Source organism: Chitinophaga sp. XS-30 (genome assembly GCF_008086345.1).
In the GTDB taxonomy this organism is placed as follows: Bacteria; Bacteroidota; Bacteroidia; order Chitinophagales; family Chitinophagaceae; genus Chitinophaga.
This window is the reverse complement of record NZ_CP043006.1, coordinates 3458716-3472206: the sequence shown is the minus strand read 5'-3', so window position 1 is coordinate 3472206 and position 13491 is coordinate 3458716. Positions and strand designations below refer to the sequence as shown.

12 protein-coding genes are annotated in these 13491 nt (G+C 50.6%); 3 read left to right on the top strand and 9 right to left on the bottom strand.

The annotated features are described in order from the left end of the window. Positions 1-453 precede the first annotated feature (453 nt). The 5 genes from FW415_RS14220 to FW415_RS14200 form a co-directional block, all read right to left on the bottom strand. Positions 454-1971: a S10 family peptidase gene (locus FW415_RS14220; RefSeq protein ID WP_148386131.1), complete on the bottom strand. Its 1518-nt coding sequence runs from the start codon at positions 1969-1971 to the stop codon at positions 454-456. Between the two features lie 69 nt (positions 1972-2040). Beyond that, on the bottom strand, positions 2041-2958 hold the full coding sequence (locus FW415_RS14215) for an AraC family transcriptional regulator (protein ID WP_148386129.1): 918 nt from the start codon (positions 2956-2958) through the stop codon (positions 2041-2043). A 139-nt stretch (positions 2959-3097) separates the two neighbouring features. Further along, complete coding sequence (locus tag FW415_RS14210; RefSeq protein WP_148386126.1) at positions 3098-3577, bottom strand: hypothetical protein; 480 nt, start codon at positions 3575-3577, stop codon at positions 3098-3100. Further along, positions 3574-3954 carry an SRPBCC domain-containing protein gene (locus FW415_RS14205; protein WP_148386123.1) on the bottom strand — a complete coding sequence of 127 codons (381 nt, stop codon included), beginning with the start codon at positions 3952-3954 and terminating at the stop codon, positions 3574-3576. The genes FW415_RS14210 and FW415_RS14205 overlap by 4 nt, the downstream gene beginning before the upstream one ends. 128 nt (positions 3955-4082) lie before the next feature. Then, positions 4083-4916: a S1 RNA-binding domain-containing protein gene (locus tag FW415_RS14200; RefSeq protein ID WP_148386121.1), complete on the bottom strand. Its 834-nt coding sequence runs from the start codon at positions 4914-4916 to the stop codon at positions 4083-4085. Positions 4917-5090: 174 nt separating this feature from the next. On the opposite strand from FW415_RS14200, the gene FW415_RS14195 reads away from it, so the two are divergent. Then, positions 5091-5294 carry a cold-shock protein gene (locus FW415_RS14195; RefSeq protein ID WP_148386119.1) on the top strand — a complete coding sequence of 68 codons (204 nt, stop codon included), beginning with the start codon at positions 5091-5093 and terminating at the stop codon, positions 5292-5294. A 212-nt stretch (positions 5295-5506) separates the two neighbouring features. Here FW415_RS14195 and FW415_RS14190 read toward each other — a convergent pair whose 3' ends face one another. From FW415_RS14190 to FW415_RS14175, 4 genes are all read right to left on the bottom strand, one after another. After that, positions 5507-6325 carry a hypothetical protein gene (locus tag FW415_RS14190; protein WP_148386116.1) on the bottom strand — a complete coding sequence of 273 codons (819 nt, stop codon included), beginning with the start codon at positions 6323-6325 and terminating at the stop codon, positions 5507-5509. A 19-nt stretch (positions 6326-6344) separates the two neighbouring features. After that, a complete protein-coding gene (locus FW415_RS14185) occupies positions 6345-9668 on the bottom strand; it encodes a TonB-dependent receptor domain-containing protein (protein WP_148386114.1) in 3324 nt (1107 codons plus the stop codon). Positions 9669-9736: 68 nt separating this feature from the next. Next, complete coding sequence (locus tag FW415_RS14180; RefSeq protein WP_148386112.1) at positions 9737-10750, bottom strand: FecR family protein; 1014 nt, start codon at positions 10748-10750, stop codon at positions 9737-9739. A 67-nt stretch (positions 10751-10817) separates the two neighbouring features. Then, positions 10818-11384: an RNA polymerase sigma factor gene (locus FW415_RS14175; RefSeq protein WP_148386109.1), complete on the bottom strand. Its 567-nt coding sequence runs from the start codon at positions 11382-11384 to the stop codon at positions 10818-10820. Positions 11385-11508: 124 nt separating this feature from the next. On the opposite strand from FW415_RS14175, the gene FW415_RS14170 reads away from it, so the two are divergent. Together FW415_RS14170 and FW415_RS14165 are read left to right on the top strand one after the other, a co-directional pair. After that, positions 11509-12384: a PIG-L deacetylase family protein gene (locus tag FW415_RS14170; protein ID WP_148386106.1), complete on the top strand. Its 876-nt coding sequence runs from the start codon at positions 11509-11511 to the stop codon at positions 12382-12384. Positions 12385-12472: 88 nt separating this feature from the next. Then, complete coding sequence (locus FW415_RS14165) at positions 12473-13489, top strand: GntR family transcriptional regulator (protein ID WP_148386104.1); 1017 nt, start codon at positions 12473-12475, stop codon at positions 13487-13489. The last annotated feature ends 2 nt before the right edge of the window (positions 13490-13491 follow it).

Genomic DNA, 13491 nt, shown 5'->3' with positions numbered 1-13491 from the left:
CAACACAGTGTTTGTTCCCTCTCGGAAGTGTTTCGAATTTTACTGGTGATTTTCTGGTTTCGTTACTGGTGAAGTTTTTTCTGTTTTCTTTTTACTGGTGAGTTTCTTTTTCTGTTCCAAAAAGTTGAGTAGCTAGTCCCTCATTTCAAACAATACAATTTGGCGTTTCTCGCGATCTGATCTGGTCTTCTCTGTTGGGTGTATGATGTAACAATACTCCTAATCTATCACCTTTGCGGATAACTTAAAAATACCTCTTCCGCTAAATGACATTGTAATGACAAGTTGTTTTTCCTGTCGTCAACAGGCAGTTGGTTGTTACGGCCTGTCTATTGCGCTGATGCAGATTAAAGTTACAAAAACAAAAAACAATCTTTACAAAATCTTAACAAAAGCAGGTATAAAAAATCCCGGCACCTTTCAGGATACCGGGACATTTCAAAACTCTTCCTGTCAATATTTTGCGGCCTGCCCTGTTTTGGGAATGGACCGTAAAATGAATTCCCGCAGATGGTCATTGCTGGTGGCCAGGTCATCTTTGCGGAGATACATCATGTGCCCGCTGCGATACCCTTCCCAGGAAAGGCGGTCTTTCATTTTGCCGCTGGGGTCCAGCTGCCACATGCTGTATTTGGCATTGAAGTAATCACAGGCGCCATCGTAGTACCCGCTCTGGATCAGCACATGGAGGTAGGGGTTCTGGGCCATAGCCTGACGCAGGTTCTCGCCGGTGCGGTTGCCCTGGTTGTCCCAGGGGAACACCGGGCCGAACATATAATATTTCAGATCGGTCTTATACTTCAATTCTTCTCTCAGATAAATGTTGATGGCGGGCGTAAAGGAATGGAGCCAGGAAGTCAGTTCCGCATTGAAATCCACCCGCTCGCCGCCATCTTTACGATCGATGCCCAGGTACCGGGAATCCAGGCGGCCTACGGTATAACCACGATCGCGCAGCAATTCTTTCCAGAAGAAATTGGTGGGAATGTCCAGGTTCTGCTGCATGACCACCCGTTCTGATAAACCGGCATAGCGGCTCACCTTGCCGGCAATCGCCTTCTTTTCTGCCTCGCTGATGAAACCGCCTTCCGCCAGCGCGGGGATATAGTCCTTTATGGTAAAGGTCTCCACTTCCTGCAAAAGCGTGGTCAGTTCTTTCTGCTGCAGATCGGCCGGCAATGCCTTGTGGTACCATGCCGTGGCGGTGTAATAAGGGAGACGCAGCGCGGCGCTTACGGGGCCAGTGCGTTCGATGCCCAGGTCTGTAGGCGACACCAGCACTACCCCGTTCAGGTAGATCCATTGCGCGTTCTGCAGTTCCAGTGCCAGCCCGGAAACACGGGTGGTACCGTAGCTTTCACCAACGAGGTATTTGGGCGAAGCCCAGCGTTTATATCGGGAAAGGAAAGTATTGATCCATTCCGCGAGGTATTTGATGTCCTGGTTCACCCCGAAAAACCTGCTGCCCGGCACGTCTTTGTTAGCGGGGCGGGAAAAGCCGGTATTCACGGGATCTACATACACGATATCGGCCACATCGAGGATGGAATGCGGGTTGTCTTTCATGCCGTATGGCTGCACGGGATAGCCTTCATCATCGATCTTCAGCACCCTGGGGCCGGTATAACCGATCTGCATCCACACAGAAGCCGTGCCCGGCCCGCCATTGAAAGAAAATACCAGTGGCCTTGTGCCGCGGTCCGCCACGCCCTGTCTTTCAAAATAAGTATAAAATACACCGGCGATGACCTTGCCTTCATCGTCCCATACCGGCAGGGTGCCGGCAATGGTTTTGTAGGGGACCTTCTGGCCGCGGATGGTCGCTTCGTGCGTGGTCTCCACCGAGGTATCGATGCTCAGGGTGCGGCTCTTTCCGCCGGATGATTTGTCTTCAGCCGGGGTGGCAGGCGCTTTCTGCGCGAAGAGATGGGTGCTGCCCAGGATGAGGGCGATGGTGAGTATGCTTTTCATATTTTAAACATAGGGATTATTCTGATATGAAAGCGAAGATTTTGATCAGTGGTGGGCGGAGTACAACCCTCACCCCTTCACTTCTCCCGGTGTGTATCCGAAATACCGTTTAAAGGCCTTTGTAAAATTCTGGGGTTCACTATACCCGAGGTCTATAGCAATGTCCCCTACGGATACACCGCCGTCCTGCAGCAGGCGTCTGGCGTGATTCATCTTCAGTTCATTCAGGTATCCGAACACGGTATTGCCGAACAGCTCCCTGAACCCCTTCTTCAGTTTGAAATCGTTCAGGCCTGCGGCGCGGGCCACCTGTTGCAGGGAAATGGGCTCAAACATATTGAGGGTAACGAACTGGCGGGCGGCATGGAGCTTTTCGATGTCCGCCGGTTTGATCTGCAGCGGCTTCCGGCCCATAAGATCTTCCGCTTGCTGCGCCTGTAGCAGGAACAGCTCTATGAGCTTCGCTTCGTGAAAAAGCTGTTGCATATGCCCTTCATAACCGCAATGGATCATTTCCCGGATCACCCATTTCTGCTGCGGTGTAATGGGCATGGGCCAGGGAGAAAGATCGGCCACCTGTCCTCTCGCGATCTTGTCACCCAGCCGCAACAGGCAATCCAGTTCGGTGGATAGCAGCCTTTCAAAGAAAGCGGGGCCGATATCGATGCCGAAATTCCGGGTGACCGGCGTTTCCACCAGGTAATACCCGTCGAAATCCGGCGTATAACATAGTACATGCTGGTTGCCCGCTACCTGGAGGTCTTCACGGCGGCTGGCTGTTACGGCAGAACCTGTGCCTTCGAGGGAAAAGTACATGCAGAGAGACGGAGTGTCCTGTTTCTCTGCATACCGCACAGGCTTCTCCTGCCGGGATTCCGTAGCGAACACATGGGTGTCCTTCCATTGATATTCCAGGCAACGGACTTTGGATTGTATTCCCTGATCATCTGTATAAATCGTTTCCGGAGCGGGCAGTGAGGTGGTCATCGGGGTAAAATTAGCAAAACTTTCCTCCCGCACTTCACCTGAAAAGGACCCCGTATGCCGCAAACAGCGCGGATCGCGGGATGCTGGCGGACGGATTGACCAATGCCGTTGATCATTTTTGAATGGTCATCGTAAGCCCTCAGGGATAGGTCAGCGCATCCAGCTTCTTCCTGTAATCGTACTGCAGGTCTTCATGCTGCGCCGCTATTGATTTTTCGATCTTGCGAAGCTGTTGGAAATACAGGTTGGAAAGCTGTACACTGTTATCCAGCTTGATACCGGAGCGCCGCATTTTTTCGCAAAAGAACAGCAGCAATTCCGCCTCTGCCTGTTTTGAGCCGGTGAAACGGATGTGCTTGTTGGTGATGCGGAGTATCTTGCGCAGGGTCTTTTTGGTGTAATAAAGATGCGAGGTGGACAGGGATGCAAATTCAAGGTCGATGAATTCCTTCACGGAAGCGATATAAGCGTCCAGGTCATGCGCCTCGAACAACAGGTAGGTGAGCAGTTCCTTGCTTTCCTTTTTGAATTTGGCCAAGCGGAGGCAAAGCTCCACCAGTTCTGCCGGGGGAACAGTGTTCAGCTCCTTTTTCAGTTCAGTAATAGTTGCCGTCCTCATTCCGTATAAAAATCGATCAATGCGCCGAAATAGGCTTCATTCCAGCCTTCGGTAATGTTATCATAATCTTCATCGGGGATATTGCTGTGCCGCAGTTCCGCCGAGGTGCCTTTTTTATGCGGATGCAGGATGATCGTAACGATGGAGGCTTCTTCCTGTTCCCCGAAATACCATTGCTGCACGATCTTCCGGTCTTCTTCAAACTCCAGGTTCATGCCTTCTATGCTGCCATCCCACAGGGAAAACTCGGTGCCCGGTGTTGCGCTCATAACGGCCTTTTCACCAGACCACAGCTGAATGGTGGCCGGGAGTGTCAGTGCGCGGAACACATCTTCCGGTGGTGCGGGAATGACATAGTGCTTTTTATAATCTTTCATCAGTTTACTTTTATTCTCTACGGGGCTGATGGAATGTTATTTCATCAGTTCATTTTTATTCTCTACGGGGCTGATGGAATGTTATTTCATCTGCCAATTTTATTTTTTACGGGAAACCTCCCTCATTATCACTGATCCAGCAACTGAATGCCTGTTTGGGTAAATGCGATCTTCTGTTGCTTGTACAATGCCCCGGTGGTCATCTTGAAAGTCTTCTTGCTCATGCCGAAGAAAGCCACGATCTCTTCCGGATCGGATTTGTCGTGATAAGGAAGATAGCCATCATTTTCCTGCAGCAGCCGTAATATCTTGCCGGCTTCGTCTTCCACCTTTTTATATCCGGCCTGACCCGGTACCACATCTATCTTGTTGCCTTCCCGGATAGCTTTCACAAAGCCTTTCAGGCGTTCACCGATATCATAGGTCTTCACCTGGTCTGCTTTGTGCAGGATGCCGGTATGTTTGTTGTTGATGATCGTCACCAGGCCGATGTCTGTACGGCGGTAAATGATCAGGTCTACCACATCCATTTCTTTTATGGTCAGCTCCTCGTTGCTGAGATAGGCATCGATCTTTTCCGTAGCGGCGATGCGGCCGGTCAATGCATCAATATAGATCCGCACCAGGTATTCCTGCCCTTTATGCATCCGGTTAAGCTGCTGGGAGAGCGGTACAAAAAGGTCTTTCATCAAGCCCCAGTCCAAAAAAGCCCCCTGTTCGGTCACATCTACCGCTTTGAGGGTCACAATATCGCCAGCCACGCCATAAGGCCGGTCTGTTGTTGCAATAAGGCGGTTCTCCGAATCGTGATAAAGGAATACTTCCAGCTCGTCACCGGGCCGTGTGCCTTTGGGCACATACCTTTTGGGAAGCAGTATTTCCTGGTCGCCCCCATCCATAAAGACGCCAAAATCTGTTTCCTTTTTTACCTTTAAAATGTTGTATTCCCCGATTTTTACCATGTTTTGTATATAATTCGGACAAAGGTACAACAAAATAAACCGTTTGAAATGCTTTACCATCAATCATATAATGAAAAAATGCCATCAAGACCATCCAATAACATATGGGTTAATTAGGTGCTATTAAATATTAGTACTACCTTCGTGTCAATACATTTTATAATTATTTACACAATGGAACAAAAATTCACCGGAACTGTAAAGTTCTTCAATGAGACAAAAGGCTTTGGTTTCATCAAACATGATGAATCAGCCAAAGAAACTTTTGTACACGTAAACGGTCTCGTTCACGAGATCCAGCAAGATGACCGCGTAGAGTTTGAACTGCAGGAAGGAAGAAAAGGCATGAATGCTGTTAATGTTAAACGTATAGATTAAGCTTGCTTAACAATATCGTTTTACGGGCTGGTCTGAAGACCAGCCCTTTTTTGTGCCCGGACCTGAACAATCGTGGCGCCCGGCCTAAAAAAAAAGCTGCCTCAAAAGTAACCCGGGGGGGAACGCAATGGCCCCACCGGACATCCGGGAAACCGGATATCATTACTTTTGAAGCAGCTGCGGCAGGCAAACTCACCTGCCATTATCAGCCCTTACCTGAAGATCTGGGTCAGATCTTCCTGGGGGGTCAGCACCAGCTGGCCCCCCTGCTGGCTCAACCCGGAAAATATGCATTGTACCTTTCCTTCCGTTGCGTACATATCCGGCACCGAAGCCTGTATGAAGCTGTAATCCCGGTTATTCCCAATATAGTATTGCTTTTTTTCCGCGTTCCTGATAATAATGCCGGACTGAAAGAAAGATTCCGGGTGATGCTTTTCCATTTCCGGCATATTGATCCGGATCAGCTCTGACCATTCTCCGGGCTTCACACCGCTCAACAGGGGAATGACCGTTGTACCGAGATTTATCATAAAGGGGTTCTGGGTAAAATCATAATAAATTTCATCCACTTCTATAGTCACATCTACAAGCGGAGCGTCGTCGGGGAAATCAAAATAAAAATTGATCAGGTATTCGTCTCCCTGCGGTTGTGGATAATTGTACCGCTCTGCAATTTTCTTCCCATCGAAGTAAAAGGGCGGCACTTTGCTGGTATCATCCTGCAAATTCAACGTTTGCGTGTAAACAGTTTCGCCATTGCTTTTGTTCCTTAGCTCCATCTTCACCTCATTTCCTTCAAACGCAACCTGGCTTTGGGAATAGGGTACCATTACCCTCCCATACAATTCTCTGACCTTTTCCCCGTCAAAATATTGTTCCAGCGTATCACCGAGAATGAACCCGCTCATCGTAACAGGTTTGAATGCCTTCACCGGCTTGATGAACAATTCCCCTTCCCGTTCGCAGGCGCTCAGCAGAAACAGGAACAATGGCGCCATCAGGCAATATATGTAAGATCTTGTTTTCATAATTGTCAAGCTTTTAGGATTAGAAATTATAGGAAAGAGAGAGACTGAAAGAGCGCCCCGTATAGCGGGTGAAGGTCTGGCGGTCGCCTATCAGCCGTTCAGGACCGTTTTCATTGAGCCTGCCGATATAGCCTTCCTCGAATTGTTCGGAAAAGCCCCATTTATACCTGAAAGCATCTGCCCACTCCGCATTCTCAGGCCAGTTCTTCGCATCCTCCATTCCCGGTTTATATTCATAGGTCGTATGATCATTGATGAAGAAACGGAACGGCATATCCAGCAGGTTGCCGAGGTTCAGTTTCGCTTCCATCTTGCCGGACAAAAAGCGGTAAGTGATCTGAGCGTCCATTTGCGCGCGGGGGCGTTCGTACTCTATCATGTTGGGATTGGCTCCTGTGATAAATGTTTTGTAGCCCATATAATTGTACACGATGTTCATACCCAAGCGCTCACCGCGGTATTGCAGGCCGATATTGTAAAGTAGCGGTACCTGCCCGTATAAAGGCCTGGGATATTTCATGTACGTATAGGAAAGGGAATCCGTTCCGTCAGGCAGTTGGTGAACGATCCTGTTGCGGGCGCGCACCTGTGACTCCTGCAGGGTGAGATTACCGCTCAGGTAAATATCCTGCAGAAAATCCCAGGCGGGATAGATGAAGCCCAGGCTTTTGCGCAGCTCGAATTCCCACCCTCTGACTTTCGCCCAGTCGGAATTCGTAACGATAATGTAGTACAGCCCGGTATTTTCCGGATCTTCCGCGTAATACTCTGCCGGTTTGTCGAAATACTTGTAGAAGTAACCGGCAGAAATAATTTCACCGGCTCCCGGGAACCATTCCAGTTTTGCGTCGTAGTTCTTTACCAATGTGCTGGTAACGCCATTGCTCCGCATGATAGTGCCATACGAAGGATTGTAGCGGGAAAATTTCGAGTTTTCCATCAGCCCGGGGCGTACAATGCTCTCGCCGTAGGACAGCCGCACATTCAGATTCGTCACCGGGGAATAGGTGAGATTCGCGGAAGGGAGGAAATACCAGTCCTTCGCTTCATCGAAGATAACCTTGCGGGTCAGGTCTTCCCTCCGGCTGGCGGAATTCCGGATGGTGTCCAACCGGAAGTAGTCGGCCCGCAAACCCCATACCAGTCGCAGGTTGGGGAGTATCTTGTTGTCGAACATGGCATATACGCCTTTATTCACACTGGTTCCCTCGAAGTTATTGAGCGAGTAGTAGGCGGGATAATAGAACAGATCCGTGCGGGGGTTTTCCATGCTCATATAGGTACCCCATTCCTGGATGGGAATGGTGGGCAGATTGCTTTGCAGTCCGGCGAGCGTTACCAGCGGCAGCACATTCCAGTAGTACCAGGCATGCTTCTCCAGGTAGTTGAAACCGGTCTTGAAGGTATGGGAGGTCTTTCCGAGGCGAAAATCAATGGCAGCGCTGACATCAGCGGAAAGATTACGCTCCTTGTAGGTATAGCGGTCACGATGCAGGTTGCCCTGGCCGGGATCTGTGGCAGTACCGGGCAGGTATTCATAGAGGGGTGCTTTATTGGCTACTTCGCGGCCGGCGATAAATGCAGATACGGCGTCCTTCTCAACGGAGGACAGGTGCGTGCGCGCCAGGTTCCATTCGATCTTCACGGGATCGAAACGGTGGCTGCCACTCAACTTATTCTGGATCAGGTCCACGAACTTCGGCCGGTCGTCTTCCTCGATATCCGGGAATTTATTTACGTAATTATCTTTCGGATTTTCATGGGACCATCCTTTGATACGGCTGAACCGGTCATTGAAGATATGTGTGTAAAGGTTATACGTGCTGATCTGGTGTTTATCTGTTTTAAAGCCGCCGTTGAGCAGCATGCCAATGGTTGTATTGAACCCGTAAATATTGCCCGTATTCACGTCTGTGGCATCGTAGGGATCAGTGCGTTGCCGGCTCCAGCCACCACGGCGCATTTCCGAGATGTGGTCGTTGCTCTGCGTATTGCGGTAGGTAAGCGACCCGACGAAACCGATCCGGCGCAGCTTTGCTTCGCTGAGTGAATAAGCGCGCCCAAGGTTGAACTGGTAATTTTGCGAAGGCATGGGCTGAAAGATGCGTGCGCCGAGCCTCTCCGTGCCGCCGATGCGTTTATTCTGCTCTCCTACCTGCGCGGCCGTTACAGCATTCTGATCGTCCGGCATCCGCGGGTTGAATGCATCGCTCAGGCTGATGATGCCATCGGGAAAATGGTCGCGGCCGCCGTCATCATATCCCAGGTAGTCATATTTACCGCGGCCGTAGCTGTAAAAATCCTTCCCCATGGTGCGCGTATTGATGGAAAGCCCGGCACTGACAGATGTAAAGTCCGATGCGGGAATAGCTTTGGTATTGATCTGTACAAGGCCGCCGGCGAAGCCGTAAGGCATATCCGGCGTGATGGATTTCACGACCACGATATTATCCACCAGGTTGGTGGGAATAAGATCGAACTCAAAATCCCTGTCCTGCACATCCGTACTGGGTAATGCGCTGCCATCCAGGAGCGTAACGTTGTAGCGCTCTGCAATGCCTCGCACCACCACTTTTTTGTTGTCTTTGGTACTGATGCCGGTTATACGTTTCAGCGTTTCACCGATGTGTTTGTCCGGCGTTGCCCTGATCTGCTCTGCTGAAATGCCATCAGACAGGGTGGCGGCATTTTTCTGCCGGGTGAAGAGGGAAGCAATGCTTTCCTGCCTGGCGGATGCCTGTACCGTAAACGCGGCCAGCTGCCCTTTTTGTCTTTTCAGGGTAACATTAAGCACAAACGTCTCGTTTTCTTTTACCACAACGTCTGTCACCACTTTTTTCCCGTAGCCGACAGATGATATCTCAGCCTGATAAGTACCCGGTGGTAATGAGAGGTGAAATGAGCCGTCTGATGCGCTCATGGTCCCTTTATTGCCGATGCGGATAGTGACATCCGGAACCGGCTGCCCGCTTTCCGCATCAATGATCCTGCCCGTTACTGCGCCCGGCGCCTGCACTTTCACCACAACGTAACCGTTCACTGCATTATACGACAGGTTTGTTTCTTTGAGTAGTGCTTTCAGTATGCTGTCAACCGGCTGGTTTTCAAACTTCATCTGTGGAGCCATATATCGGCCAACTGCGCTGGCGTCATATCCAAAGGTCAGTTCAGATACAGCCTCCAGCCTCTTCAGGGCCGCATCCATTTTCTCCTGGTTGAACGCGATGGTGATCTCTTTTTTCATGCCGTTCTGGGAACGGGCGCGCGAAGCCACCATAAGCAGGGCCGCGAGCAGGCACAGGAATTGTACAAAGACTGCCGTCTTTTTTCTGTTTTCTTTCATACTTTTGTTTTGATTTTATACAACTTATACCGGGAAAGGTGCCTGTTACAGCGGGCATCTTTCCGCTTTTAAAGCGCTTTGGTCTTAAAGGTTACTGTTTTATTACGGATCGTATAGTCGTTGTTGTGGATCGCGGCAAGCACGGTCATCATGTCTTCCATACCGGTATCATATTGCAGCGCGATGGTATAAGCCTGTTCTGCCACCTGACTGTCCCCCGCTTTCAGCGCTATGCCATAGATGGTATGAACGGCGTCAGCCAGTTCGGCAAAGGACGCCCGTTCCAGCCTTATCCGTTTGCTGCGCCATTGTGCTACGGTTCTCAGGTCGAAGTCCGTGATACTGCTCTGACCGTTCTGATGTTTATAGGTCAGCTTTTTACCCGGCATCAATAGTCCCAGCGCCGTACGGTTATCCCTGCTGACCATTACCTTTCCGGTTGCAACGGCAACTGCTACCTGCCCTCCCTGTTTTATGCTGATCTCGAAAGAAGTGCCCAGCACCGCTGTCCGCAGCCCGGCGCTTCGCACAACGAAGGGATGCCGGCTGTCTTTTGCGATCTGGAAAAATGCCTCGCCCTTCACCAGGGATACATTTCTCTCCCCTTCCCCGAATTGTTCCGGGTATTGCAGGCTGGCACCTGAGTTGAGCACGACAATGCTGCTATCCGGCAGGACCACTTTTTTTACCGTGCCCAATGATGCTGCTACCGTGCGGAGACGAGCTGGCGCCGTAACCGCTTTTTCTTTCGGGGAATACAGCGTGGCAACGCCTTGTGGTTTTCTCGGCGCATTCCAGACAACGGCGAGAAGCAGCACGCCGGTGAGCATAGCGGCTGCGGCCCACCAGTATTTGTGAATGAATCTGCGGCGGGGTTGCGCCGGCAGCGTTTTTCCCTGGATTGTGCGCCAAAGCGCGGCCAGTTGCACCGCCTCATCTTCCCGGTCCCGGTACCAGGGTTGCTCCGTTACCGGCAGGGATGAGAACCATATGTCAACAGTTTCTTTCTCCTCCGGAGACAAGGTACCAGCCCTGAATTTTTCCAGCAATTGCAGTAAACGGGCATCATCTGATTTTCCCATATACCAGTAAAGCAGTCAAGCTAAAGAAAAGTACCAGATGTTTGCATATGAAATAATTGTTAAGGGGTTAGAGCAGCCAGATGGAGAGGTAGTGTTCCAGCTTGCCGCGCAGGCGTTGCCGGGCATTGCCCAGCTGGTTCTTCACGGTTTGTTCGGAGAGGGAAAGTTTACCGGCGATCTGTTTGTTGGATAAACCCGCGTCCCGGCTCAACTCAAATATCCTGCGCATTTTCTCAGGCATTGCATTGATCTCTTTTTGCACCAGGTTATTCAGCTCCTGATGGCTGAGATGAACATCAGGAGGCATATCCGCTGCCAGGTCAAGCACCGCCTCCCTGGAATAATGCCGCTGCCGCAGCCTTTTCTCCATCAGATTAATGATCTTGTTCCTGACCGCAGATTTCAGGTACGCCTCCAGCCCGGATGCGCTGTCCGGGACCTGAATGGCACGGCCCGACTGCCAAAGCCAGGTAAATACGTCCTGCACACAATCTTTGGCATCATCTACACTCCCTGTTCTCGAAAACGCAAACTGCACCATTGCCGAAGCATGTCTTTCATAGATCGCCTGAAACGCGGCATGATTGCCAGCCCGCAGTAATGCATACAATTCCTTATCTGATAAATTCTGCATGAGGCGAATAAATATGGCGGTGAAAATAACCGAATAATATTACCATATTGTTAAGAAGGCGTATTTTACAATGCCCTTTCAGAGAAGGCAACCTCAATCTGACAGCTACGAAAAAACACCTTGTATGAAGCATCTCTTATGTACCATCCTCCTTGGCTGGAGTTTCCATCTTGCATCAGCCCAGGACAGCAAGCTACGCATTATCATGATCGGGGCGCACCCTGATGATTGTGACATCAAAAGCGGCGGTACGGCCGCGCTCTTTGCAGAAATGGGCCATGCCGTGAAATTCATTTCGGTAACCAACGGCGATGCAGGGCATATGGAGCAGGGCGGCGGCGCGCTGGCCAAACGCCGCAGGGCTGAAGCCGAAGAAGCGGGCAGGCGACTTGGCCTTACCTATGAAGTCATGGACAATCACGACGGGGAACTGCTGCCTTCGCTGGATGTGCGCCTGGACCTGATCCGCAGGATCAGGGCATGGAAAGCAGATGTGGTCATCTCCCACCGCCCGGTGGACTATCACCCCGATCACCGTTATACCGGTATATTGGTGCAGGATGCGGCCTTTATGGTGATGGTGCCCAATATCGCGGCGGACACGCCTCCCCTCACAAAGAACCCCGTCTTCCTGTATTTCCAGGATCATTTCACGAAGCCCACCCGCTTTCAGCCTGATGTATGTGTGGATATCACACCGGTCATCGACAAGAAGACCGATGCACTGGATGCACACGAATCACAGTTCTATGAATGGCTTCCCTGGATCTCCGGTTATAAAGGGAAAATACCCGCGGGTAAACAGGAACGGAAAGCCTGGATCAAACAAAACCGCTGGCCTTCGCTGGACAGTACCCTGAGAGCCGGCCTGGGAAAATGGTACAGCCCCGCACAGGCGGAAGCTGCACATTATGCGGAAGCTTTTGAATTGTGCGAATACGGCGCCCGGCCTACGGAGAAAGAGATCAGGCAGCTATTCCCCATGCTTGGAACGGAATAAAAGAGCAACCCTAATCCCGAAAAGTTAAATATATTTACGTGTAGAATAGAATAGGACAGCTTAAGAGGCTGTCGGTTAATTATCTGCTATGCACAATATATATGAGCTGATCAGGGAGCTGGAAAATATTCAGGGGCTGTCTAAACACGAACAACTGGTACAGGGTATCATCAATGCGATCAACGACAAGGTCATTCAGCGCGGAGACATGCTGCCCTCTGTGAATAACCTGATAAAAGAGCTGGGGTTTGCGCGGGAAACCATCGCAAAAGGGTATAAAGAACTGGTCAGCCGGGGCATTGTGGAATCGAAGAACCGGATCGGTTTTTACGTAGCCAGGGAAAACACGGAACATAATCTGCGGATCGCGCTGATCATTTTTGCGTTTGACAGTTTCCAGGAGGTGCTGTACAAAACGTTCCGCGACAGCCTGGGCACACCGGCGGTCATCGATATATTTTTCCATCATAACAATATAGACGTACTGGAAAGCATCATTGCCAACGTCAGGGGCAAATACGGCATGTACGTGGTCGCCCCCATCCCTCATAAAAAAACGCCGGAGATACTTGGCGCACTGCCGCTGAACAAATTCCTGATGATCGACCGCTACCTGAAGATGGACGGCGATTTCTCCTACATTGTGCAGGAGTTTGAAAAGCCCACCTATACCGCGTTTTCGCAACTGGCGCCGGCTATCCGTAAATTCCGCGGAATGGTGCATTATCACAGACCGGCATCCGATACCCCTATAGAGATACTGGGGGCATACAAGCGGTTCGTGAAAGATTTCAAGATCAAAAGCGTGATCCGCACGGAGTATGTTCCCGGGTCCATCGAAAAGGGATATGTTTATTTCACGATCAACAATGCAGAGCTTTGGCTGATGCTGAAAGATGCCAAGGCAAAGGGTTTCAGGCTTGGCAAAGATGTGGGCATCCTTTCCCATAACGATGAAGTGGTAAAAGAGATCATCTTTGACGGCATCACCACATATTCCACAGACTTTGCCGTCATGGCCGAAAAGGCCGCCAGGTTTGTGCTGACGCGCGAAAAGATACAGGAGGTCGTTCCTACCGTTCTGTTGCGCAGGGGATCTTTATGATT

Excerpts from the sequence above, each read along its gene's own strand:
- FW415_RS14175 (WP_148386109.1), bottom strand. The coding sequence starts at position 11,384 with ATGCAGAATTTATCAGATAAGGAATTGTATGCATTACTGCGGGCTGGC.
- FW415_RS14165 (WP_148386104.1), top strand. The coding sequence starts at position 12,473 with ATGCACAATATATATGAGCTGATCAGGGAGCTGGAAAATATTCAGGGG.
- FW415_RS14195 (WP_148386119.1), top strand. The coding sequence starts at position 5,091 with ATGGAACAAAAATTCACCGGAACTGTAAAGTTCTTCAATGAGACAAAA.
- FW415_RS14205 (WP_148386123.1), bottom strand. The coding sequence starts at position 3,954 with ATGAAAGATTATAAAAAGCACTATGTCATTCCCGCACCACCGGAAGAT.
- FW415_RS14210 (WP_148386126.1), bottom strand. The coding sequence starts at position 3,577 with ATGAGGACGGCAACTATTACTGAACTGAAAAAGGAGCTGAACACTGTT.
- FW415_RS14185 (WP_148386114.1), bottom strand. The coding sequence starts at position 9,668 with ATGAAAGAAAACAGAAAAAAGACGGCAGTCTTTGTACAATTCCTGTGC.
- FW415_RS14220 (WP_148386131.1), bottom strand. The coding sequence starts at position 1,971 with ATGAAAAGCATACTCACCATCGCCCTCATCCTGGGCAGCACCCATCTC.
- FW415_RS14190 (WP_148386116.1), bottom strand. The coding sequence starts at position 6,325 with ATGAAAACAAGATCTTACATATATTGCCTGATGGCGCCATTGTTCCTG.
- FW415_RS14180 (WP_148386112.1), bottom strand. The coding sequence starts at position 10,750 with ATGGGAAAATCAGATGATGCCCGTTTACTGCAATTGCTGGAAAAATTC.
- FW415_RS14215 (WP_148386129.1), bottom strand. The coding sequence starts at position 2,958 with ATGACCACCTCACTGCCCGCTCCGGAAACGATTTATACAGATGATCAG.
- FW415_RS14170 (WP_148386106.1), top strand. The coding sequence starts at position 11,509 with ATGAAGCATCTCTTATGTACCATCCTCCTTGGCTGGAGTTTCCATCTT.
- FW415_RS14200 (WP_148386121.1), bottom strand. The coding sequence starts at position 4,916 with ATGGTAAAAATCGGGGAATACAACATTTTAAAGGTAAAAAAGGAAACA.